We start from the raw sequence: 22663 nt of genomic DNA, 5'->3' as shown, positions 1-22663 counted from the left end.
AAGCCTGTAGTTCGCCGGCGAGATGTCCGGCTTCGTTGAGTACCGGGATGATGATGCTAATTGGGTAAGTCATGTTTGAAACTTGTCTCTCAAGCGTTGCGCCGCCAGGCGTGATAACGGCCCAGCCATTCCAGTACGCGCTGGGGCGCGTGATTGTGCTTCCAGACACCCGCTGCATATTTATTGGCTTCCGCCAGGGTGGGATAGATGTGAATGGTGCCGAGGATTTTATTCAAGCCGATACCGTGTTTCATCGCCAGCACGAATTCGGCGATTAAGTCGCCGGCATGTTCGCCGACGATGGTCACGCCAAGAATCTTGTCCTTGCCCGGCACGGTCAGCACTTTGACGAAACCATGGGCTTCGCCGTCGGCAATCGCCCGATCCAGATCGTCAATGCCATAGCTAGACACTTCGTAAGCGATATTCTGTGCTTGCGCATCCTGCTCGTTCAAACCGACGCGGGCCACTTCCGGGTCGGTGAAGGTCGACCAGGGAATCACCGAATAATCAGTGCGAAACTTCTTGAATTGCCCAAACAAGGCGTTGACCGCCGCATACCAGGCCTGATGCGCGGCGGTATGGGTGAACTGATAGGGGCCGGCTACATCGCCCACCGCGAAAATATTCGGATAATTGGTTTGCTGAAATGGGTTGGTCTCCAGTGTATTGCGCGGCGACAAGGCAATGCCCAATTCTTCGACACCGTAGCCTTTAATGTTGGCGGCGCGGCCGATGGCCACCAGTAATTGGTCGAAGGCAATTTTGACCGTTTGTCCGTCGTGCTCGGCCAGCAAAATATTTTCGCCATTTTCGATGATGAATGCCTTGGCGGTATGGTTGACTCGTACGTCCACGCCTTCCCGGCGAAACCGCGCTTCTACCAGCCCGGATACCTCACTATCTTCCCGCGCCATGATACGTGGCGCCATCTCCACCTGCGTGACTTGGCTGCCCAGGCGGGCGAAGGTTTGCGTCAATTCGCAGCCTATCGGCCCGCCGCCCAGTACCAGCAAGCGTTTGGGCTGCTCGCGCAGCTGCCAGACGCTGTCTGAGGTCAGATAGTCGATTTGCTCGATACCGGGAATCGGCGGCACGAACGGCCGAGCGCCGGCGGCAATCACGATCGAGCGCGTGGTCAGCGTTTTTTTTCCGCCTTCAGGCGTACTGACTTCGACTTCCCAGGGCGAAACGATTCTGGCGTTGCCCTGGATCACCTTGACGCCCAGTTCCGTGTAACGCTCCACCGAATCGTGTGGTTCAACCGTTTTGATCACCTGTTGAACCCGTTCCATCACCTCGGCAAAATCGAAATCGGCGGAGGCTGTGGCAATGCCGAATTCCGGCGCGCGTTGAATATGGGAGAGAAGCTTGGCCGAGCGAATCAAGGCCTTGGACGGCACGCAGCCGGTGTTCAGGCAATCGCCACCCATCTTGTGCTTTTCGATCAACGTGACTTTGGCTTTCAAGGCGGCGGCGATATAGGCACTCACCAGACCGCCGGCGCCGGCGCCGATTACGATCAGGTTGTTGTCGAAGCGTTTGGGCGTTTGCCAACCCGCATAGATTTTGCGCGCTTGCCAAACCGCCAACAGCTTTTTGGTCAGCAGTGGGAATAGCCCAAGCAAGGCGAACGACGCCAATAGCCCTGGCGACAGTATCCCTGACAGCGAGTCGATTTTCGCCAATTGGGTGCCGGCATTGACGTAAACCACGGTGCCGGCCAGCATGCCGATTTGGCTGATCCAGTAGAAAGTCCAGGTTTTCATCGGCGTCAATCCCATGGCCAGATTGATCAGAAAAAACGGGAACAGCGGCACCAAACGCAAGGTAAACAGATAGTAGGCGCCATCGCGCTGCAAACCGGCATTGATGGTCTGTAAACGCTGGCCGAACCGTGCTCTGACCCAATCGCGCAGTAGAAATCGTGCCGCCAAAAATGCCAGGGTCGCGCCGATGCTGGAGGCGAACGAGACGATCAGCGTACCCCAGAGCAAACCGAACACTGCGCCGCCGGCGAGCGTCAGTATCGTCGCTCCCGGTAATGACAACGCAATAACCGCAATATACAACATGGCATACAGTGCCGCCGTCAGCAATGGGTGAACCTGTCGGTAATAAGCAATGCCGGTCTGCCGGGTTTTTAAATTTTCCAGCGTCAAATAGTGCTGCAAATCCAGGGTTAAAAACGTCGCCATCAATGCGGCAATGCCCAGCATTAACAAAAGTCTGGATGTTTTCATGCCGACCTACCAATTCTGAGTGGGCTAGGCTTCGGAGGGTGTTTGCAAGTTGTCAGGCTAAACATCAGTGTTCCTTAAATACTATTGGGCTTGCCTGTTAGTCGTGTTTGCCGGTCATTCCTGACAAAAATCTCAACAAATTGAATTTAACAGGCTGAATAAATATCTTCACGAGTTAGTAGGCACCGTATCGGGCAGACGGTGTTGTAAGGGGAATTTGTATTCGGTTAATGCAATACCTACACTATGTGACGTCTACCTTATATTTTGTAACTCATTATGCGCCTTCCGCCCAAACACCAGCGCAATGTTCTCAAAATCGGTGAATTGGCCGAAGAGCTCGGCACTACACCAAGAACGATTCGCCTGTACGAGGAACTAGGACTGATCGCCCCCGACCGCACCGAGGGCGGCACACGTCTTTATGCTCGGAAAGATTTGAAACGTATGGCTATCGCGTTGCAGCTTGGTCGTGTCGGCATCGAACTGGACTCGGTTCAAAAGCTCGCTCAAACCCGGCAGAAATGTGCTTCCGGCAAAGAAGCATCGGCCGCGATGCAGCCGCTCCTGCATGATTTGCGTAAAAGAATTCGGGGATTGCTGGAAGATTTGCAGGAACTGGACAGTGATCTGGAGCGTGCGGATATGCTGATCCGCCAATGCGTAAATTGTCAAAATCGCCCCAATCGCCAGGATTGCCCGGAGTGTCCGGTCAACAAAAACGTTGATTTGACCAATATTGGTCGCCTGGTTTGGGATCCGAGTTGTCCATGACCGAGTTGTCGAGCCATTTCAAATATTACGTTAATGTAATTTATTGCTGTAGGGCGTAATCCGAAGGAGCTCAATTGTCATAGCCTTATTACGGCGTATGCATTTGTTTAACATTCGTTGCATTACCCGTTAGACATTGCGAGTTGTGGCCCGTTCGAACCCGCATTCAGTAATTCAACACCTTAGCAGCCATTTCCGTGCCGATGACGCGGGCTTTGATTTTGGCGAATGCCGTGTCCCGCCCGGTTGATGTGTCGTCTTCGAAAGGCGAAAAGCCGCAGTCGTCGGTGGTGCCGAGCTGATTTAGCGGGATGTATTCGGCTGCGCGCAATACACGATCTCGCACCAATTCCGGTTCTTCCACGTTGGGATTCAGCACGTCGATAACGCCGACAAACACTCGTTGGTCGGGACGAATATTGTCCTTGATGATAGCCAACACGCGCTCTGGCTCTTTTTCGTTAGCCATCTGCATGTAGAAATTACCGGCGTTGAGCTGGAACAAATTCGGTAGCAGCTCGGCGTAATCGACATCGGAGCTGTGGGTGGAATCATGGTCGCCGCCGGGACAGGTATGCACGCCAATGCGTTGGCGTTGTTCCGGGGTAAAGTGTGCCAATACCCGGTTGTTCAGGTCGATAAACTGCCGCAGCAATTGCTTGGATGGATCGAGTTTGACCGACAATCGCCCTTCGGTGAAATCGATTTGCACATGGTGTGCGCCTTGGTCCAAACAGCCGCGAATATCCGCTACCGTTTCCTTGACCAAGTCATCGATGAACGCTTCTCGTGAGTAACCGGTTATGCCTTCTGGCGGATAAAGCAGGCTCAAGGCGGAAGCCGAAATCACCGCCTGTTTGAGCGGGCGCGTGGTATAGCGTTTGGCGGCCTGCACAAATGCGCCGGCATAGACGCCGTAGCGAAATGGTCCCGTGGTTAATCGGGGTAATTGCCTGGTATGGCCATCGGCAAATGGAATCACGATGCCGTCTTCGGCGATATTGTGTAAACCTAGCAACGGGTAGGTGGCGAAGCTGGACTTGGTCTGTTCGCCATCGGAGATCACCGGTGATCCGGTGTCTGCAAAACGTTGTAAAGTGTCGCGTACCGCTTCGTCGTAGCAGGCATCGAGTCGTTGTTGCGATAGTCGGCCCGCGCGAAATTCCCGCAGTGCTTCCAGCAATTGCGGCGGACGGGGAATACTGCCAATAGATTCGGTGGGTATGGACATGTGGCGTTCCTGTATGGCGTTAAGGGAGTGGGTTGCAGAGGTTTTTAGGTCAAGTGAATGGCTGGGATTACGAGCCTGTCCGCTGCTCAGCAATGGTGGTTAAAGCACCGTAGGAAGCCACCAGAAATGGCACTCCATAGGTTAATAGCGCTTTGAAGACATCGAGTTGTTGCATGGCCGTGTAATCCAAAGACAGCAGGCCGAACACAGCTTGCGGCTGATTAATCAAATTCAACAGGGTTCCCACTACCAAAGCGACCTTGCCGGAGCGGCGGTATATGCCGAGTCGACCGGCCGTGCAATGCAGATCCAGTAATGTTGCAAAGAAATTTCCGACTGCTTCGTTGCAACCAAGCCACTTAACCATCCAGGATCACCTCTAACAAAAATGTAGATTTGGAGCGCGCTGTATGGCAAAAATCAATGCGCATAAAACCCTGCACTTAAGCGCTGACGATAAAAATGATAAGCCATGCTCTTTGTTCAAAATATACCATCAAGGTTACATTATGTAAATTCTTGCATGTTTTATGTAATAGGCAGGACCTCCAAGCAAGCACTTTTGTATTGCTTGCTTAAGTCCGGGTAAGGCCAAAGTCAGAGCAAAGCCCCGCCGCAGCTGCTACCTTGGCCGGCGGTGCAACCGTAACAATGGGCTGCGGTGGCTATCGGTGCGTCTTGCAGTTGTTCCAGGTGCAATTCGTTAATATGTTGTTTGGGTTTAGCTGCGGCACCTAACGGCAAATCCAGCATCTGATTAAAATCGCAGTCGTAAACATAGCCTCGCCAATCGATGCTGAGAGTATTCAGGCACATCAGGTTTTCAAGATTTTCGGCGCGAAAACTGCCTTTTAATAACGCCAGGTAAGAATCGAAGCGGCCATGACTGATCAAGGTGCTACCAAAACGCCGAATCGGCATATTGGCGATGGCAAACAGGCGGTTGAAGACGATGCCGTAATGGTGCTGCAAGTGCTGTTTGTAAGCTTGTTCCAGTTGCTGTTGGTTGGGCGGCAACACGGCGTCTTGCGGGTTGAAAACCAAATTCAAGGCCAATCCGCTGTCCGGCTGACCATAACCCAGCCGATTCAGGCGTTGCAAGGCCGCCAGACTGTCTTTGAACACACCTTTGCCGCGCTGCTTATCAACATTTTCTTGCAAATAACACGGTAAGGAAGCAACGATCTCTACCTCATGTTCCGCTAGAAAATCGGCCAAAAATCGATAGCGTGGATCTTCCAAAATGGTCAGATTGCATCTGTCTATGACTTTAATACCCAATCGGCGTGCAGTACGAACCAGATACAAAAACTGCGGATGCATTTCCGGCGCGCCGCCGGTCAAATCCAGCGTGTCAATGTTAGCGGCCTCAGCCAAATCCAGCACCTGATCAATGGTTTCCCGACTCATCATCTCAGTGCGTTTGGGGCCGGCGTTGACATGGCAATGCACGCAACTCAGATTGCACAAATAGCCGAGATTGACTTGCAACACTTCCAGCGGCTTGCGGAATAGGGCCGGAAAGTCACTATTAATCAGCAGAGGTTTGGTGTCGTGCATGCTTAATCCTTGGAAAACCAGATGTCGCCATAAGTGGCAGCGGCTTGACCGCCATTGTTGTCGGTATCGGTCATGATGGCGACGGCATCGATAGCGGTGATGTCTTCACCGAATAGTTTCTTGAAATCGGCCCGGACATTGCGTTTTTCGGTTTGCCAAACATTCAGTGAGGCTTCCGGTCCACGTAAAGCCAACATCATCGCATGATCACCGGCAAAGGCATTGGGCCAGATGGTATCCTTTTTCGTATTGCCGGCCCAGACATAATTGATGGCCTTGGTTTGCCAAAACGCCAGCCCGCCTTTGACCACCACATATACCCGCGCCGCGTAATCGTCGCCGGGTTTGCTTTGTTCATTCAATCCGTTCAAACGCTTGCCGATGCGCCACGACCAGTTCAGGAACGGGGTTTGTTCCAGATCGATATGCTGCTCTTTGAACATGCCGGAACCGGCGGCACGACTATCGGCCGTCAATACCGTCACGCCATCGATAGCTTGCAGACTGTATTCGGTTTCGCCTTTGAAGCTTTTATGCTCCCAACCTTCCAGGCGATTCTGGCTGAACTCGCCGATAGGCAGTTTGTTATCGGCAACCGCCCCGTGATTCATCGATAGCATCGTTAAAAATATCCAGCAGAATTTTTTCATGTTTAACCCGCTGTGCGTTGTTTTAACCAAGTATCAATAGCCAAGCCGCCGCTGCCATTGAACAGCAGCGAACCGAGCATGAACAAATAAACCAACGGCAATTTGTAATTGCCATAACCTTGATCGGTGATGGCATAGCCTTTCCATAATTCGGCCAATGTGTGCCATTCGGCCGGCCAATGTACGGCCGCGATGGCCACCACGGTCAACACCATTAGCGCCGCGCTAAAAAAGCGGGTCATAAATCCCAAGATCAACGCCATCGGGGCGATGATTTCCAAGCCGGTGGCCAAGGTCCAGCTAAAATCCGTTGGCAATAAGCTGAACGGAAATGGGAAGCTCACATCGGCAAACCAGTTATCGCCATGGAGTTTTTCCAGGCCGGCTTCGCCGAACTCGTAAGCCAACAACAGACGTAGAAAAATTGGCGCCAAGCCCTGTAAGTTTCTGTCGAAACAGTGAGAAAGCAGGCTAGGCATAGTGCATAGCCGCTCGATGCAGGAAGGAATCAGACAAGCTGTACAAGGATCTTGGGCGGATTTAGCGAGGTCGTTCATCAGTGAGGCTCCAAAGTTCAAACCGGGCGAATATCGATAATCGCGCCCTGGCTATGTAGATCGGCCAGAATCTGCTGACCGAATTGGGTGAGTTCTAAAAATTGCGCGTCAGGGAGCTCGCCGCCACTCATTGCTTGCAAGGCCTGTTGCCCAGTCAAGCCGTTATTTAACAACAGGATCATCTTGGCCGTGGCCATATTCAGGGTTACAAACTGCACTTGATCATCGCTATCGCGAAAACCCAGGATATGAATCGCCGTGGTCTGTGGTTCACTAGGCAAAAAGTTTGGTCCAATGTCCTGCACCGGCCATTGGTAGCACAACAATTGCATGACCGGTGCAAACACAGGCACATTGGCCAGTAATTCGGCATCGGACAACTGCTTTCGCGTGACCGGCTCCGCCTCGGCAATTGACAGCTGTAATTCGATCCATTCGAACTGCGCCAGTTCGGCCAAAAACGGCCAATCATCGAGATGCTCACGTTCCTGTTGCAGATGCTGCAAAAATTCGTCGGGAATCTGCCGGTAATACGGCGTCAAGCAGCGATGTTTTGCGATGAAATTCAGCAGCAACGCCCGCCATTTTTCTTTAGATAATATACTGCAGGTGACCGGAAAACAGGCCGACAGGCTCTCGTCGAATTTGTTATAGAGTAGATCGACATACACGGCCAGCCGTTCAGGGGCGAAGCCTGCAGGTAGCTGCGATGTTTGCGGTTGCCGCAAGTAATTCAGAAACTGCCGCTGCTGTTGTTGAAAGGCCGGTGTCGGGTTCATGCCGCCACCTCGCTGATGTCATGGGGGTTGCGGTAGAGCCGATGAACATTTTGCAAGTCACGGATCCGTTCCACTTCGACCAATAACTCGGCCAAGGGCGGAATATTGCTATCCCGTTCCACCAAGGTCGGAAACACGCCAAAACGTCGATAAGCCTCGGCCAGCAAGTCCCAAACTGGTGCTATGGTATTCTGGCCGTGGGTGTCGATGATCAAGCCGGATGGCTCCAGGTCGTGACCGGCCACATGCCCATAAACGATGCGCTCGCCGGGCAAGCCGCGTAAAAACGCCACCGGATCGTAGCCGTGGTTAACGCTGTTGACATAAATATTGTTCACATCCAGATGCAGGTAACAGTCGGCTTCGGCCAATACCGCATTGATAAAAGTCAGTTCGTCCATCTCCGCCTGTGGCGGCTGGACATAGTAAGAGGCGTTTTCCAGGGCGATGGGCCGTTCCAGAATATCCTGAGTCTGGCGAATCCGGCTGGCGACATGCTTGACCGCCTGTTCGGTAAACGGGATCGGGTATAAGTCATAGAAATGTCCCTCATCGCTGCAAAAGCTGAAATGCTCGGTGTATAGGGCAAAATCGTGATGATCGAGAAATTGTTTCAGTTCGCCTAAAAACCCGGTATCGAGCGGCGCGGGGCCGCCCAACGACAAGGCCAAACCGTGCGCCACAAACAGGTGGCGCTCGGTCAGGCGGCGAAATTGCTTGCCGAGACGACCGCCGACGCCCACCCAATTTTCCGGTGATACCTCGAAAAAATCGATGCAGTGGGGCACTTCAACCTGCAAGGCCGACAGCATGCTGCGGCGCAAGCCCAAACCGGCGCCGTTCAAACGGAAAGGATGGGTGATAGACATCGGCGCGACTCCGGCTTATTTCGCTGTTTTACCGCTGCAACCTGCTTCCGGCATTTTGCCACTACAGCCTCCTTCAGGCATTTTTGCACTACAGCCGCCCTCGGCGCCTTTCATGTCCTTCATTTTGTTGGCACCACATTTGCCTTCGCCGCATTTACCTTCTTTCATCTTGGCGCTGCAACCGGCCTCAGCCGATTTGCCGTCAGCCGCCAATTGTTGCGCAGAATTGATGCTGGACATCGTAAACGGATTTTCGCCCGCTTGAATGGCGGGCGCCGCGCCCATCAAGGTTGAAGCCAACGCGCTGCCTAGTGTTAAAGACAAGGTTTTTTTGTTCATGGTGTTCTCTCCGATAGATAGATAAATGATCAGGACAAGCAACAATGCCTTCCTGCTCCATCAGTCGGAGTCAGTTTGAATTCCTTACAAATTTTTTTCGATGCTTTGATGTTTCTTAGCGTGCTATCTGTGTCAAGAACCCCATACCCAGCGTAGGCTTACCAAACTCATGCCTTATGTTTGCCTCGTGTTCTTGTAGCAGTATGAAGTCGTGTGCATTTAGCAGCTCAGTGAGATAGCTCTTACTGTGACTGTACCGACCACTAGCATTGAGTTGATAACCCAGAGAGGCTTCAACCGAACTAGCGGATTCGACAGTGAAGCAAAATGTCCCTAACGGCAACAACGCTTGACGGACCAATGCGAAAATGTCGCTTAGGTTGCCAAAATAAACCAGTGTGTCGGCCATTGTTATCAGATCAAACGATTGCTGTTTCCCTTTTAGATAACTAGTCAGTTCCGATTCTACCAAAACGTCGTAAAGCGCTCTTTCCGCCGCCTTGCCAAGCATGCGCGACGAAATATCTACGCCCGTAAGCAGACGTGCGTAAGGTTTTAATACTGGCGCGCACAGCCCCGTACCGCAACCACCGTCGAGTACCGATAGATTTGCATTCGCCGTCAAGTAGTCATTCAGCAAGTTACCGACAATATCGGGGCCGCAATAACCAAGTTTACCGACCAGTTTCGTATCGAAATTTTCAGCCATGTCGTTAAATAGGCTTATCAGGTAACGATCCGTGGCTTTAGCGGGGATGTCTTGACCGGTGCATGCGACAAGGTGATGTCTGGCCAACGGATTGTCGGGTTCGGCATCCAACCAGCTTCGATAACAGTCGGCGGCTTCGGCGACAAGTCCCAGCCGATAGTAAGCAATGCCTAGCATCTTCAAGGGTTTGTCGGTCAGAGGTGGCTGCACATATGCTCGGCAAGCAAAAAAAGAAGACTCTTCCACTTGGTTTTGTTCCGCCAGCAGCGCAGCCAAGTTGTTTAGCGCGGGCACGAAATTCGGACTAATACTGACTGCATTTCGATAGGCGGTTTCCGCTTCGGGAAATTCATTTAGCCGATGCAGTACCGACCCCAAATTGTTCCAGAGATTGGCATCGGTAGCGTTCAATTCAAGCGCGGCGGAAAACGCTTGGCGTGCCTCGGCAAAACGTCCGTTTTCCGTGAGAATGTTCCCCAGATCGTTGTAACGTTCCGGGCTGGATGCATCCAGTTGCAGGGCACGTAAAATCATCTCGATAGATTCCGCTGTATCTCCCTGCTGATGCAAGACTACGCCGAGATAGTGCAAAGCCTCTACATGATCCGGGTCGGCGGCAAGCATTTCACGGTAAGCGATGGCGGCATCGACAATCTCACCGGCCACGTGTTTTGCCGATGCTAAATCAAAGACGGTTTGATTTTTCAAGAGACTTCACCCAAGTTTGATGTGTTATTAAGAGAAGTAATCCTATCGCTGGTGGGTTGAGGGATTAAGTTAGCAACAGGGCACCTATCAGTCGCATCCCGGTCAAAATCCTTACACAGGTCGTATAAAAACCTGTGTAAGGAAATCATCCATTCTCACGACAAAGAAAAATGTACTGAATACAGTATTGCCAAACAGGAGATGCCGATGAAATCAATACAAAATGCAAGTCACACTCAAAATTTGCTGCACACCTTGTACAGCATGGCGTTTCTGGTCGAAGCCCGCGATCCTTATACCGGCGGGCATCTATGGCGGGTGTCGCTGTATTCGACGCGATTGGCATTGGCGTGTGGGTTTTCCAAACAGGACGCTGTGGTTGCTGGGTTGGGCGGCTTTTTACATGATTTGGGCAAAGTCGGCGTGCCGGACACTATTCTTAATAATCCCGGCAAGCTTACCGATGCGGAATATGCCGTGATGAAAACCCATCCGGCCTTGGGCGCTCAAGTGTTAGAGGGGCATCCTTTGGCGCCATTGGCAATGGATGTGGTGCTAAGTCATCATGAGCGCGTTGATGGCCGGGGCTATCCGTCCGGTTTAAGCGGCAGAAAGATTGCGGAATCGGCTCGTATCGTGGGCATTGCAGATGCCTTTGACGCGATGACCAGCACCCGACCTTATCGACGAGGAATGTCTCTGGTTGCGGCGATTGAACAAATCGAGGTGAATCTGGACAAGCAATTTGATCTGCATTTCGGTCGCCGTTTCATCGAGTTGGCACAATCCGGTGAACTGGATGGCATTATCGGACATAGCGACACTGGCATTCCGATGCGCGAATGCCCGGTGTGCGGACCGGTTGTGGTGGTGCATAAACACCAGAAAGCCGGCGACAAGGTCTTCTGCCGGGTGTGTGGCAACGGCTTTGCTTTGGAAAAGCAGCAAGGCAAATTGGCTCTTAAGCCAACCATGCAAAAAGGCAGCGCAGCGGATTTACAAGCCTTGATCGATCATGACTTGCTGGCAAGATTGCTGGAGGAATCGCTGCCGTATTTACCGGTCTGTAGTGGCAACGGCAAAAGCTGGCTGCGGCAGCTGCGGGACTGGCTGTGAATCAGGTTTCGCCGCAACACCCGGCCTGTTTGCCGTGTAACTGCATCGGCGGACAGGGCACGCTACCATAGGATCAGAATACGCAACAATCGCCGGGCTTGGGTTTTAACAGGGTATGACAGCCCTGACACTCGTAAAACCATTGGCAGGCATGGGCATGGTCTCGGTTTTGCGGCACCCGCATTCCGGTCAGATCAGTGTGGATTCCAAAATAATACTTTTCATGGTGTTACCTCTTTTAGCGTCGAAGTATATTCGACGTCGCAAGAGCACTCAGCACGGCTTCGAAAGTGGTTTTAGCCGCATTGAAGTGCACAATCGCTTGACGGCTATCGGGGTTAAACGTCGTGTCTGTGACCCCCGTGATCCGATTCAGAGCTATTTTTTAGACCGCTCAGATCATGCCGGGTAACGTAATTACAGCGGTGCGAGATTTGGCTGATGCCGGTTGAGCAACAGCGAAACTCATCATGAACAAAGCCAGGTATCGATTCATGATATTGGCTTAATAAAAGCAGGAAAGCAGATAAGGAAAAAATCAGCGCCAACAGAATAATCATCGACACCACCCAAAACCGAGTGACTCCCCGTTGACGTTATGGCGATGGTGAGTAGGATTCGCCGGGTTGGCAAGCGGGCATCGAACTCAATATGTGTTGGGACTGCTCACTAATTCATTCGTTGGTTAAACTCTGGCAGCTCACAGGGCTGGAAATATTCGTCAAGCCCCCTGCTTTGCGAGGGTGTTCTGACCGATTGCCGCTTGTCAAACGCCATTCCGAGGGCAATTATTCCGAATTCCAAGGGCCTAACCCACGATGGATGCTCATACGGGGCGAATACGAAATCTTGCAGGTTTAGGCCAGTCACATAAGACAAAATTAGCGCAGCCGATGCAATCCAAACCCCTAAGCCTGAGTAAATACAGGCAAACGGCATTAGCCACAGCAGATACCAGGGATTAATAACCGGGGATATGATCAATAAGCCGCCAAATAACCAGTCTCCGCGAGGCAAATTTTGGCTTCCAAGCCGCCAATACCGGAAAAAATAAACTGAGGTCATACCAATAAAAGCTATACCTAACAGCATTTTTGTCCAATTTGCTGGTAACCCAAGTCTTATCAAGCCGTACAGCGCGGAATTGAATTCAAATTCCTGAGCAAAAACACGGAGTCCTGTCATGTCTGTGGCGCCTTGAACCCAAAAGGGTAGATAAAGCAGCAGATACCCACCTACAAAAGCAGCTATGCCCAAGCACCCGATATTGATGGCAATAAAAGGTACCAATAGCCATGCAGAAGCCTTGGATGCCACAGCGGCGACCAGCATTAGACCAGCAATGATTGGTCGGCCTCGTGAGCTGAATAACCAACTACCGATAAGCAATGCCGGAATCAGGCCATCGGGATGAGCGGTAAAGGCAATTTCTTTAATTACCAGCGGATTCCAGGCATATAGCAGCGTTTGCTTTGCGCCGGCGAAGCGAAATAGCCCCTGGATTAACAACAAATCAGCGGCAATCAATAACAACTTTAAGGCCCACAATTGCCCAGGCGCTATCCAGTTGGCAATCAGAAAAAAATATTGGAAAGTGGGCGCATAGATAGTTGGAATATCCGGATGATTAATCTGGCTCAGGATTGTCCGAAAAGCCTTAGGAACGCTGGGGTCGTTAAAAAATGATTCGGGAGGACGACCGAAAGGTGTTCCGTCGCTGGCAAAGCGATAGCCATCCCACAAATAACGGAAATAATCATCCTCAAATATGGGTTCGCCCAACAAACCGGATAGGCGTAACAGCAGAGCCCAGAAAAATACCGTTCTTGCCATATGTGAACCAGACTGCTGAATCGTTCGGTATGCGATAACATAAAAGGCAAACATTAGCCCCATGGTCCCCGCAAATGTAGGCAAGTTCAAAAATTGCGGTGCACGCGATAACCAAGCGAGCAAGCCGCAGCACCCTAATAGACAAATGCCGAAGCTATTTGGATGGATCAGGCGCGTCAATCGCATTGGACTTTCGGTGTTTAAAAGGCGGTAAATGGTTTTTTCCCTCAATCCGAAGGAAGGTATCCGTAATGGGTCATACATAATTCTTGAGGCGATGCACCTAAGGCAGCATTGAATTTTGCAGACATGTTTTGGTGGGCGATGAGAGCGGTTAAGGCTACGATACTGTCATCATCAAAAGTGTGCCGCAGCTGTTCAATTAGGCTTGCATCAGCCACATTTCCAAGGGTTGTGACAGTCTCCGCATAGGCTAAAGCTACTTTCTCGGCATCGCTATACAATGACGAGTCGGAAAACCAGGCGAGGGCTTCTAACTTTTCACGACTGAGACCGCAATCCAAGGCGCGGGCAGCATTTAAATCGATGCAAAACCGGCAGCCATTGAGTTGAGAAACGCGCGTTCGGACTAAAGCGCGAAGCGTTTTGCTTAATGACGGATTCCCATGATCCAAGGCACGGTTCATCAGTAAAAATCCAAAAAATGCCATGGGCTGACGCGCCCACAAACGTACTGGCTCCGATAATCCGCTCCGGCGTCTGCTCATTAGGGCCAGCAACGGGCGTATATACCATGCATAGGAATGGTGGGAGTCGATAATACTCATGATCGCTCCGACTGAGCTAGCGCTTCTCGGATTTGTACCGGTGAGGCAGGAAGCCGATCAAGCATTATGCTGCCATCGGACTGTAAACGGCCAAAGCTCAATGTGCCGGTTGGACAACTACTCACACAGGCGGAACAGCGCACGCATTGCGGATCTGCCATCGGTAGGCCTTTATTGGCAAAATTCATTAGGGGCTGTTGCCATTTTGTCATAATCCCTTTGAAAATCGATTGGCGAGCCATATTGATTGAGTTTTCAATCAAACGATAACTAGCGAATGCCACGCCAACTGCTTACAGATACCCACTGGGAAAAGCTAAAAACGATTATGTTGAGTTTCAGCATTTACGACAAACCCGGTCTTCGGCAAACGGTCGAAGGGATTTTTTATCGTTTGCGTGTTGGCTGCCCTTGGCGAGACTTGCCCGTCGCTTTTGGCAAGTGGAATGCCGTGTACAAGCGCTTCAATGCCTGGTCACTGCAAGAAAAGCTGAGGGGTATCTTTCAGGCGCTAGTGATTGAGCCTGATTTGGAATGGCTATTTATTGATGGCAGCATTATTAAAGCCCATCAACACAGTAGCGGCGGCGCCCATGAAAATCCAACAGCCATCGGGAAATCGGTCGCAGGCAACACGACCAAAATCCATATGGCGGTTGATGCCGGTGGACTTCCCATCCAGTTCTCGATTACGGGGGGCGAAGTACATGACTGCAAAGAAGCGCCGGAATTTGTGGCCAAGCTCCCCCAGGCGGGCTACATGATTGCAGACAAAGGGTATGACAGCGAGCCGTTACGGATTCAAATTCGAGACCAAGGCACAGTCCCCATCATCCCAAGAAAACAAAATTCAATAGTCGGGAATGAGGAAATGGACTGGTGTCTCTATAAATATCGCCACCTCGTTGAAAACGTATTTGCGCGACTGAAACATTTTAGAGCTATTGCCACCCGATATGACAAACTAAAACGCAATTTTGAAGGTGCTATCGCCCTGGCTTGTGCATTTATATGGTTACCGATGTGAAACGGCAACAGCCCCTACATCGATGCCTTGGTGACATACCGAAGAACAGACATTGCAGGAAATGCATTTTTCTTTTTCGGCGAAGATCCTGAATTGGCTGAATCTGCCATAAATGTTCATCAATGCCGCTAACGGACAAAAAAAGCGGCACCAGGTTCTGCCGCTAAAATGAAAATAAAGACCGAGGCCAATTAGCCCAGACAAAAAATAATCCACCACAGCTGAATAATTCAGCGGAATACCAAGCAATGTATAGTCGAAAGTTAGTTGGGTGAACAATGCGCCGACAGCTTCACCTGTTGGTTGAGAGTGCAATAGCCAGGAAACCACTCTAAGCCCCAGTAATACTAGCACTCCGCCTAAAATGACTTGCCCGGCCATATTTACTTTATTCCAAACCGGACCGTGGGGCATTTTAGCGCGCTGGGCGTCACCCAAGGTTTCCGCTAACGCTCCGCAGGAACAAATCCAGCCACAATAAACCCCTTTACCGTATCGGCGCACCAGCCAGGGGATTAACACAAAGGTTTGCAGAAAGGCAATCACCAGCCATAGCAGGTTGGGTTGCGGTGTAAATACATTCCAAATAAATAATGGCCAAGCCAGAATAAAACCCACACTGCGCCAGTATTCTCGGTCTCCACCGTCCCCGACAGGAAACAATTGGTCGGCTAACCATTCCCCTGCGTCTGTTTCAAACAACCCCCATTCCCCGAACAATGGCAAAATAAAGTAAGGCAATATAAACAAGGGAATGGTTTGCACCAAAATCAAAGATGTAGTTTGCCAACGGACATAGGGTGTCGGTGTGCGGAGCATTCTTCGAATGCCAAAAACGATAATGACCAACGTGTAGAGCAGTTCGTAATAGAAACCTGGTGAGTTAACTTCATGTTGGAGGATTTTGACCAGCGGATTTTCGGTAGGCCCGATAGCCACGTCAATGTTATTGGGGAACCAGCTTTTCTCCAGAAATAAATCGGCGACTGCGCTATTTTCAGTTTTCCAGCGATAGATGAATAGCACTGCTAACAGCGTGAAAGCGAAGCCTATCGTCTTTCGCAATGACCAATGGCCCCGGATACTGATGCCGGTACGATGAAAAAAATCCACCGGTGCTTCCCGGCCAATCAACACAAAAACGGCATCATTTGGCAGTTCGATTTGGGTATTTTCGGCGTCATGTAAATAGACCTTGTCGGTTTCGATGCGGGTAACGCGGGTTTGGTACAGTATCTGGCTGCCCAGTAATGCTTGAGCTTGATCGATATTTTCCTGCTTTGGGCGAGTAAAGTTTGAGCCGCGATAACTCAATGTCACCTCTGCTCCGGCTTCACTTAGACTGATAGCCGCTTCCAATGCAGAATCGCCACCGCCCACCACCATGACCTTTTTACCCGTATAGTCTTTGGGATCAAATAATCGATTGTGGACCTTGTCGAGATCTTCTCCGGAAACGTCTAGCTTGTAGTGGTCACCGCTTCTGCCGGTGCAAATTAGGACTCTCGTTGTGCGGACAGCAGTATTGGGTTCGGTGAACTGCACTTCCAACATCTTACCTTTACGAACGATACGGTCTACACGGCGAATTTCGAAAGGGACAGCGGCTTGTAGTGCCTGATTTTGCAATTCTGCGAGCAAATCTTCTTTAACCGATGCGGACAGCTTGACATCGCCTTGCGGCTGCATTTCTCGGGGATAGGTGAAAATCGGTTTGCCATTTGTAAAATTAACAATGGTGGCAAATGGCTCACTGGCTTCATAGACCACAAATTTGAGTCCGGCTTTTTGAGCTTCCAAGGCAGCAGCAAGGCCGGCAACCCCGCCGCCAACTATAGCCAAATCTAAATGATCCGACGCTTGAGTTTTATCAATAAACGCGTTTTCCGCAATAAACGCCCGTACCGCTCTTGCCCCGGAGTCTGCGGCGAATTTTAGTAGCGGCACACCCAAAAGATCGCCGGCAATCCGAATGCCCGGAATGGATGTCGCGCCATCCACACCTACCTCGGGAAGTGCTTCCGGTACTTCAGCCGGCCAGCGCAAATGCAGCCAGTTCGCATAGGCAATAAACGGGTTATTCAATTTATTGATGATATCCATGGTGATCCTTACTCGTTCAAAGATTGAATTAAATTGGCAAACTGGCTTTATCCGCCTGCCTGCCTTGCCACCACAAACGTACTATCATGCCGAACATCCCAAATGCTGCCCCGACTACACCCCGCACGGTGCCGCTAACTTTCGATCGCCCGACTCTAACTAAACAATCGACTGGAATCTCGCGTACGATCAAGCCTTGCTGCAGAGCCTTGACTTGCATTTCGACGGTCCAACCATAAGCACGATCTTGCATCGCCAGCTCTTGTAACGCCGAGTAACGAATTGCGCGGAATGGTCCAATATCCGTTACCTGGGCTTGCCAGAGCAAGGAAATAATCCTGGCAATCAATCCATTACCTATCCGTTGCGGTAAGCTCATTGAGCCGGGTTGGATGTAACCTAAGCAGCGCGAACCTATGGCTATGTCGGCACCATTTGACACGGGATCAAGTAAGAGGATTATCTGGGATACTTGCACTGAACAATCGCCATCGATAAACAGCACCACATCGGTTGCAACAATGCTGTTAATAGCAGCTAAACAAGCTGCTCCATAACCACGCTTTGGTTCGAAGACAACATTTGCACCCGCTACATTAGCCAGTGTTGCCGTGAGGTCGATGGAGCCATTATCAGCGACTATGATTTGATCAATTATGGGTTGGCCGTGATTGCCTTGCTGAGCAATTAAAGCACTAACAACTTGGCCAATTGCCTCTTGTTCATTCAATGCCGGGATAATAGCTGTAACATGTAATTGGTTATACATGGATCTTGCTTCCTAGAAAAAACTGTAGCCAAAATTGACCCCAACGATGTCCTGATTGCTGGTATTTCTTCCAGTGAGCGTGGTTCCATAATTAACTGATACAAATGCTTTTGGTGTTACTCGATAACTTAAATCAAGCCCAAATATCTGCGAGTCCTCGTTAAGCGCTGGAAAGCGGGCAAATGTAAAGCCAGGGCCTCCAATATCGATGCCACCGAGAGACTCGGCTACTTGGTACGAAACACCAACACCCAGTTTGGAGGTAATCGCATACCCGCTCCGCAGATTTGCAAAGAATTCGTTCGGTACTGGGGAATTGCGCGTGCGATAACCTATTTCGGCTGAAAGCGAGAGACCATTTTCGAAATAACGGCCGATCAACGTTGAAAATTCACCCCCCGAAGCACCATCACCAATTGCATTGATGGCGCCGGTCTTGTATGAGCCTTCTACAATCCCCGCAGCACGCAATGTAACTGTTGCCCAATCCCCGACCAGCTCATCCAATGCCCTCCACCGAATCCCTAAGTTGGTGTCGGTCAGGCCGTCCAAACTATCTGCGAAAGGGCTGGGGCCATCCGCCCCTGTTTTAAGAAAATCGCTGGCTGCGTAACCTAGCCGTGCGTCAATGGCAATATTGTCGGTAAGTCCGTATTCCAGATATAAACTTGCCGTATGCTGATCAAGGTCTGTTGGCAGTTCGGCCTTCGTATCGCCAAAATAAAAGTCATCGGCGGTTTGGAACACATAAGAAAGAACAGTGTTTAGGGAACCTGGTTCAGGTAGCCAGGGGTTGCTTGCAGCATGAACAGAGCTGGACAACGTAAGAATAACGAGCTTAAGCGGGCGATGAATATTCATAGTTAACATTCCTTATTCCATTGGATTAGTCGAGTTCGTAACGACGTTTTAGATATACGGTCACCGCCTCGCGCTCGACTTCAGACAGCTTTTCAGCGAGTTCCGGTTTATTAGCTAAGGATTGAATGACTTCTGTCGCTTTGGCGGCATCGATTTCCTGACCGGCCAAAGGGCAGCTTGAGCAGGCTAATTTTTTATAAACCGCTGACTTACCCAAGTTGTAAGCCTGGTTCGCATCACCGCCACCACCGCCGGTGCTATACGAGCCAGATGCAAATGCAAGATCATTGCTGACAACCAAAGTTATTAAGATAAAAATCGTGCGAAAAAAGAAGGATTGCATTTAATATCTCCCTATGCAGGTCAATTACAGTGGATGAACGGGTAAACGGAGCGCGTACTTGCGGGATTAATATCAATCCTCGAAAAGGACCTAGCGTGATTTGAAACTGCGGATATCAATAGCTGCCGGACTCCGAAAATTAGTCGCCGCAAATTGCTATTCCTTACAACAAAAATTAAATATATTTTTTGGATGCGACTTAAATCTGCGATAGAGCGGATTTATTCGGATAAATGAATGGGTTGAAGTGGCAGAGTGATAGAGTTATCGAACCCTGCCATAGAGTAGTTGGCCTCGATTTATGATTTTTTTTCTGACTCATCTTGGAGCCGCTCCAAGTAAGTCTGAGCAGTTGTGCGGATGAAATGCGCTTGACTTTGAAAGTTTCTGCAGCGGGAACACATCATCACATGCGCACCAATCGCCAGACGTTCGCCTAAGCTAAGTTGCTTGTCCATACCCTGTGACACCAGGCCGGTAATATCGCGACAACTACGCATGATTATTCTCCTTTTTTGACTGATTGAACCAGCGAACTTCCAGGCATTCACGCAGCCGCAATCGGGCTCTATGCATAGTAACCCAATAATTGGCGTCGCTTAAGCCGGTTTCTCCGCAGACTTCGGAGGCTTCCAGACCGACCAACTCGCGCAACATGAATACCTTGGCCATTTTCGGCGGTAGATTGTTCTGGCACGTTTCGTAAATGGCCCAGAATTCCTGTTGCTTGAGCGCCGCTTCGGGATCGTTCCAGGTGGTGGGGCCGCCGTTCCAGTGACCATTGCTCATGAAAAACACGTCTTCGTCTGCTTCGTCGTCAGGGTTATCGAGTTGATCGAATTCAGTCGTGACGACTTCGCGGGCACTGTGCCGCCAGTGGTCGGCGATTTTGTGTTTCAAAATACCGATTAGCCAGGTTCTGAGGCCTGCTTTGCCTTGGTAGGCTGCCGCTGTTTGCCAAGCGGCCAGCAAGGTTTCCTGCACTGCATCGTCGGCCAGTTCGTGATCGCGCAGTTTTAGCAAGGCGTAACGAAAAAGCACCGGACGGTGTTCAGACAGCACGGCTTCGCTCAAGCTGGGTGCCGTAACGGGCGCGCTTTTCAACAACATGCGCCGTCCGCCTGGGTGATGGTGTTGCGCGGCCCCGGCACGCAATCGAACAAACCAAAGTGCGTGGATTTATCGCCCAACACTTGAAAATGCCGGCCGTAACGGCTGGCGGCCAGCATGTCGGCAGTGTTGCCGCAAACCCTGAGCGGACGGCCGGTTTCGAAATGATGATGGTCATCCAGCTCGAAGCTGTGTGGGTGTTGCTCTATGCTGCCTAAATAGACCGCGACTTGGCCAAAGTCTTCGCAGCGATCCTCCAACGGCATTTTAAAAGCGCGCACTGTCACCGAGTCGAATTTGACCATGCCGATTTTGCCGAACACCTCGGGATCGTCAATGCTGATCGGGTTCTGTTTGACCTTGCGAACATCGGGGCAGCCCAAATCTTGCAAGATGCGCCGAAAGTCCTCCCAATACAAGGCGCCGCCCAGGCATTCCCCAAGTAGAACCGGGTCTTGGCGCAATTCGCTGGGAATGCGGCGGTCGGCAAATACGTCAGAGAAATACAGTTCGCCGCCCGGCTTCAGTACGCGGAAGATTTCCGCCAGTACCTTGGGTTTTTCCGGGGACAGGTTGATTACGCAGTTTGAAACCACGACGTCGATGCTGTTATCGGCAATGCCGACGGTGTGCAGGTTTTCGATATGGCCGTGCAGAAATTCCACGTTGGCGAAGCCGAAGCGTTCGGCATGCCATTCGCGATGCCGCACAGCAACTTCCAGTTGCTCCGGTGTCATATCGACGCCGATCACTCGGCCTGTCGGCCCGACCAGTGTCGACAGCAGATAACAATCGCGCCCGGTGCCGCAGCCCAAATCCAATACCGTCATGCCTGCCAATGCGGGCGGCAACGGCGAACCGCAGCCGTAAAAGCGTTCCAGCACTTCCGGATGCAAGCCAGCCAGCAGTGCTTTTAGATAAGTCGGCATGGCGTCGATACTACAGCAGGCGCTGGTTTTCAGGTCGCTACTGGACTGCAATACCTGCCCGTAATAGTGCTGGACAGATTCGCTGATTTCGAGGGTGGTGGTCATGGCTGATCCTAAATAAAAATTATTGAAAATGGCTGGCTGTGTAATACACCGCAGCGGCACAGATGGCCGCACAGGGCAGCGTCAATAGCCACGATAAGGCAATGGCTGCAATCATAGACCTATTGGCCTGGCCGTTCACCAGACCAATGCCGAACAGCGAGCCGACCGATACATGGGTGGTGGAAACCGGCATGCCCAGTTTGCTGGCAAAAATAACCAAAAATGCCGTCACCAGATTGGCGGAAAGCCCCTGGTCGTGGCTGATAGACGTGATTTTGTGGCTCATGGTCTCGGCGACGCGTCTCGCATTGAATATCCCGCCCAACAGCATCGCAATCGCTACTACGACAATGATTCCGTGCAGATCGAAACCCGGCGCCAATAACAACAACGCGGCAATTTTTGGCGTGTCGTTCAAACCGCGGGCAAAGCAAACCGCGCCGGCGCTGCAAACATGCAGGCCGTCGCGCAGGCGTTCAAGACTGAAACCCCAAATCTGGCTAGCTTGCCGCTCGGCGCAAGCCTCTTGACGATCGAGGCTTGGCGACGGAATCAATGTCGAATCGATTGCCATGGTCATATTGACGTTACCGGCCAGCGCCAGACTGTCCGGCCTTTCAACGCATAAACACCAGTCGTTATGGCTTGCCCGGCGGCCAAGCCACAGCTTAAGGCTTCGATACAGGAGCCCGGCCGACAATAACGCCACGAACGGACTGAGTAACAACGGCAACACAAAGTTGCTCAGCAAAGGCGCTAGGCTGATGCTGCCGGAGGTCGCCAACAAGGTACTGCCCGCCATGGCGCCCAACAAGGCATGGGTCGTGGAAATCGGAAAACCGAGACGGGTGGCCAGAATCACCGTCATTCCCGCACCGCCCGCAACGGCAATCATGAACGGCAGCGTGTGAATCAAATCGTCGGGTGCCAGACCTTTGCCGGAAAATTTGATCAGCAAGGTCTGGGCCAGAAACAGCGCCGCCATCGAGCCCGCCAAGGTCGTCAGCGTTGCCCAGGCCAACGCCTGTCGAAAACTGACGGTGCCGCTGCCGTATAAGCTGGCCACCCCTTTGAAGTTGTCGTTGGCGCCGTTGGCATAGGCCAGAAAGCAAACGCCGAGGAATAGCAAACTTGTCAACATCGGTAACGCTCCTATGATGAAATCGACTCTAACGGCCATGAGTCGTCTGGGGAGCGTGAAACCTTACAAAAAATTTGCGGTGTGTAATAAGTTGTAAACCACAGGATGTTATTAGATAT

24 protein-coding genes are annotated in these 22663 nt (G+C 51.2%); 3 read left to right on the top strand and 21 right to left on the bottom strand.

The genetic code is table 11. The features are described from left to right. Positions 1 to 89: 89 nt before the first annotated feature. Positions 90 to 2243 carry a dihydrolipoyl dehydrogenase family protein gene (locus ACR02O_RS15100; protein ID WP_033159438.1) on the bottom strand — a complete coding sequence of 718 codons (2154 nt, stop codon included), beginning with the start codon at positions 2241 to 2243 and terminating at the stop codon, positions 90 to 92. A 279-nt stretch (positions 2244 to 2522) separates the two neighbouring features. Here ACR02O_RS15100 and ACR02O_RS15095 point away from each other — a divergent pair, with 279 nt between their 5' ends. Continuing rightward, entirely contained in the window at positions 2523 to 3017 is a 495-nt protein-coding gene (locus ACR02O_RS15095) for a MerR family transcriptional regulator (RefSeq protein WP_051670526.1), read from the top strand. A gap of 166 nt (positions 3018 to 3183) precedes the next feature. Here ACR02O_RS15095 and ACR02O_RS15090 read toward each other — a convergent pair whose 3' ends face one another. From ACR02O_RS15090 to ACR02O_RS15050, 9 genes are all read right to left on the bottom strand, one after another. After that, complete coding sequence (locus ACR02O_RS15090) at positions 3184 to 4248, bottom strand: cobalamin-independent methionine synthase II family protein (protein WP_494521948.1); 1065 nt, start codon at positions 4246 to 4248, stop codon at positions 3184 to 3186. Positions 4249 to 4315: 67 nt separating this feature from the next. Next, positions 4316 to 4615 carry a nitrate/nitrite transporter NrtS gene (gene nrtS, locus ACR02O_RS15085; protein WP_165786332.1) on the bottom strand — a complete coding sequence of 100 codons (300 nt, stop codon included), beginning with the start codon at positions 4613 to 4615 and terminating at the stop codon, positions 4316 to 4318. Positions 4616 to 4845: 230 nt separating this feature from the next. Continuing rightward, positions 4846 to 5808, bottom strand: a complete 963-nt coding sequence (gene arsS, locus ACR02O_RS15080) for an arsenosugar biosynthesis radical SAM (seleno)protein ArsS (RefSeq protein WP_033159440.1) — start codon at positions 5806 to 5808, stop codon at positions 4846 to 4848. A 2-nt stretch (positions 5809 to 5810) separates the two neighbouring features. Next, a complete protein-coding gene (locus tag ACR02O_RS15075) occupies positions 5811 to 6458 on the bottom strand; it encodes a DUF3047 domain-containing protein (protein WP_494521947.1) in 648 nt (215 codons plus the stop codon). A gap of 2 nt (positions 6459 to 6460) precedes the next feature. Then, on the bottom strand, positions 6461 to 7015 hold the full coding sequence (locus tag ACR02O_RS15070) for an HvfX family Cu-binding RiPP maturation protein (protein WP_033159442.1): 555 nt from the start codon (positions 7013 to 7015) through the stop codon (positions 6461 to 6463). Between the two features lie 17 nt (positions 7016 to 7032). Next, positions 7033 to 7794 (bottom strand): HvfC family RiPP maturation protein, encoded by a 762-nt coding sequence (locus tag ACR02O_RS15065; protein ID WP_101053409.1) that lies wholly within the window; start codon positions 7792 to 7794, stop codon positions 7033 to 7035. Next, a complete protein-coding gene (locus tag ACR02O_RS15060; protein WP_033159444.1) occupies positions 7791 to 8663 on the bottom strand; it encodes an HvfB family MNIO-type RiPP peptide maturase in 873 nt (290 codons plus the stop codon). The genes ACR02O_RS15065 and ACR02O_RS15060 overlap by 4 nt, the downstream gene beginning before the upstream one ends. Positions 8664 to 8678: 15 nt before the next feature. Further along, positions 8679 to 9002 carry a hypothetical protein gene (locus ACR02O_RS15055; RefSeq protein WP_033159445.1) on the bottom strand — a complete coding sequence of 108 codons (324 nt, stop codon included), beginning with the start codon at positions 9000 to 9002 and terminating at the stop codon, positions 8679 to 8681. Between the two features lie 115 nt (positions 9003 to 9117). Continuing rightward, the gene (locus ACR02O_RS15050; RefSeq protein ID WP_051670530.1) at positions 9118 to 10419 is read right to left on the bottom strand and encodes a tetratricopeptide repeat protein; all 1302 of its coding nucleotides are present in this window, start codon (positions 10417 to 10419) and stop codon (positions 9118 to 9120) included. A gap of 207 nt (positions 10420 to 10626) precedes the next feature. Between ACR02O_RS15050 and ACR02O_RS15045 the strand changes: the two genes are divergently transcribed. Further along, entirely contained in the window at positions 10627 to 11535 is a 909-nt protein-coding gene (locus ACR02O_RS15045) for an HD-GYP domain-containing protein (RefSeq protein WP_033159446.1), read from the top strand. A gap of 73 nt (positions 11536 to 11608) precedes the next feature. Here ACR02O_RS15045 and ACR02O_RS15040 read toward each other — a convergent pair whose 3' ends face one another. From ACR02O_RS15040 to ACR02O_RS15030, 3 genes are all read right to left on the bottom strand, one after another. Beyond that, positions 11609 to 11719 (bottom strand): GDCCVxC domain-containing (seleno)protein, encoded by a 111-nt coding sequence (locus ACR02O_RS15040; RefSeq protein ID WP_432205825.1) that lies wholly within the window; start codon positions 11717 to 11719, stop codon positions 11609 to 11611. Between the two features lie 485 nt (positions 11720 to 12204). Beyond that, the gene (locus ACR02O_RS15035) at positions 12205 to 13632 is read right to left on the bottom strand and encodes an MptA/MptB family glycosyltransferase (RefSeq protein ID WP_133120690.1); all 1428 of its coding nucleotides are present in this window, start codon (positions 13630 to 13632) and stop codon (positions 12205 to 12207) included. Continuing rightward, entirely contained in the window at positions 13596 to 14156 is a 561-nt protein-coding gene (locus ACR02O_RS15030; RefSeq protein ID WP_033159447.1) for a carboxymuconolactone decarboxylase family protein, read from the bottom strand. Before ACR02O_RS15030 ends, ACR02O_RS15035 begins: the two co-directional genes overlap by 37 nt. Before the next feature lie 277 nt (positions 14157 to 14433). Here ACR02O_RS15030 and ACR02O_RS15025 point away from each other — a divergent pair, with 277 nt between their 5' ends. Continuing rightward, entirely contained in the window at positions 14434 to 15183 is a 750-nt protein-coding gene (locus ACR02O_RS15025; RefSeq protein ID WP_129871393.1) for an IS5 family transposase, read from the top strand. On the opposite strand, the gene ACR02O_RS15020 is transcribed toward ACR02O_RS15025, so the two are convergent. The 8 genes from ACR02O_RS15020 to ACR02O_RS14985 all read right to left on the bottom strand — a co-directional run bounded on the left by ACR02O_RS15020 (position 15172) and on the right by ACR02O_RS14985 (position 22544). Continuing rightward, positions 15172 to 17286: an NAD(P)-binding domain-containing protein gene (locus ACR02O_RS15020; protein ID WP_458137597.1), complete on the bottom strand. Its 2115-nt coding sequence runs from the start codon at positions 17284 to 17286 to the stop codon at positions 15172 to 15174. The two genes, ACR02O_RS15025 and ACR02O_RS15020, sit on opposite strands and share 12 nt — an antisense overlap. Positions 17287 to 17314: 28 nt before the next feature. Continuing rightward, positions 17315 to 18055 carry a glycosyltransferase family 2 protein gene (locus ACR02O_RS15015; protein ID WP_458137596.1) on the bottom strand — a complete coding sequence of 247 codons (741 nt, stop codon included), beginning with the start codon at positions 18053 to 18055 and terminating at the stop codon, positions 17315 to 17317. Between the two features lie 12 nt (positions 18056 to 18067). Continuing rightward, positions 18068 to 18916, bottom strand: coding sequence for a transporter (locus tag ACR02O_RS15010; protein WP_133120689.1), 849 nt, complete (start codon positions 18914 to 18916; stop codon positions 18068 to 18070). Positions 18917 to 18941: 25 nt separating this feature from the next. Then, positions 18942 to 19259, bottom strand: a complete 318-nt coding sequence (locus ACR02O_RS15005; protein ID WP_033159450.1) for a hypothetical protein — start codon at positions 19257 to 19259, stop codon at positions 18942 to 18944. A 299-nt stretch (positions 19260 to 19558) separates the two neighbouring features. Continuing rightward, positions 19559 to 19759, bottom strand: coding sequence for a zf-HC2 domain-containing protein (locus ACR02O_RS15000; RefSeq protein WP_033159451.1), 201 nt, complete (start codon positions 19757 to 19759; stop codon positions 19559 to 19561). Continuing rightward, a complete protein-coding gene (locus tag ACR02O_RS14995; protein ID WP_033159452.1) occupies positions 19752 to 20369 on the bottom strand; it encodes a sigma-70 family RNA polymerase sigma factor in 618 nt (205 codons plus the stop codon). Before ACR02O_RS14995 ends, ACR02O_RS15000 begins: the two co-directional genes overlap by 8 nt. Next, complete coding sequence (locus ACR02O_RS14990; protein WP_033159453.1) at positions 20360 to 21403, bottom strand: methyltransferase domain-containing protein; 1044 nt, start codon at positions 21401 to 21403, stop codon at positions 20360 to 20362. The genes ACR02O_RS14995 and ACR02O_RS14990 overlap by 10 nt, the downstream gene beginning before the upstream one ends. A gap of 19 nt (positions 21404 to 21422) precedes the next feature. Continuing rightward, positions 21423 to 22544 (bottom strand): inorganic phosphate transporter, encoded by a 1122-nt coding sequence (locus tag ACR02O_RS14985; protein WP_033159454.1) that lies wholly within the window; start codon positions 22542 to 22544, stop codon positions 21423 to 21425. Between the last annotated feature and the right edge of the window lie 119 nt (positions 22545 to 22663).

It is taken from the genome of Methylomonas sp. PHL2-19, assembly GCF_059331595.1.
This window is presented reverse-complemented; position numbering and strand designations above follow the sequence as displayed.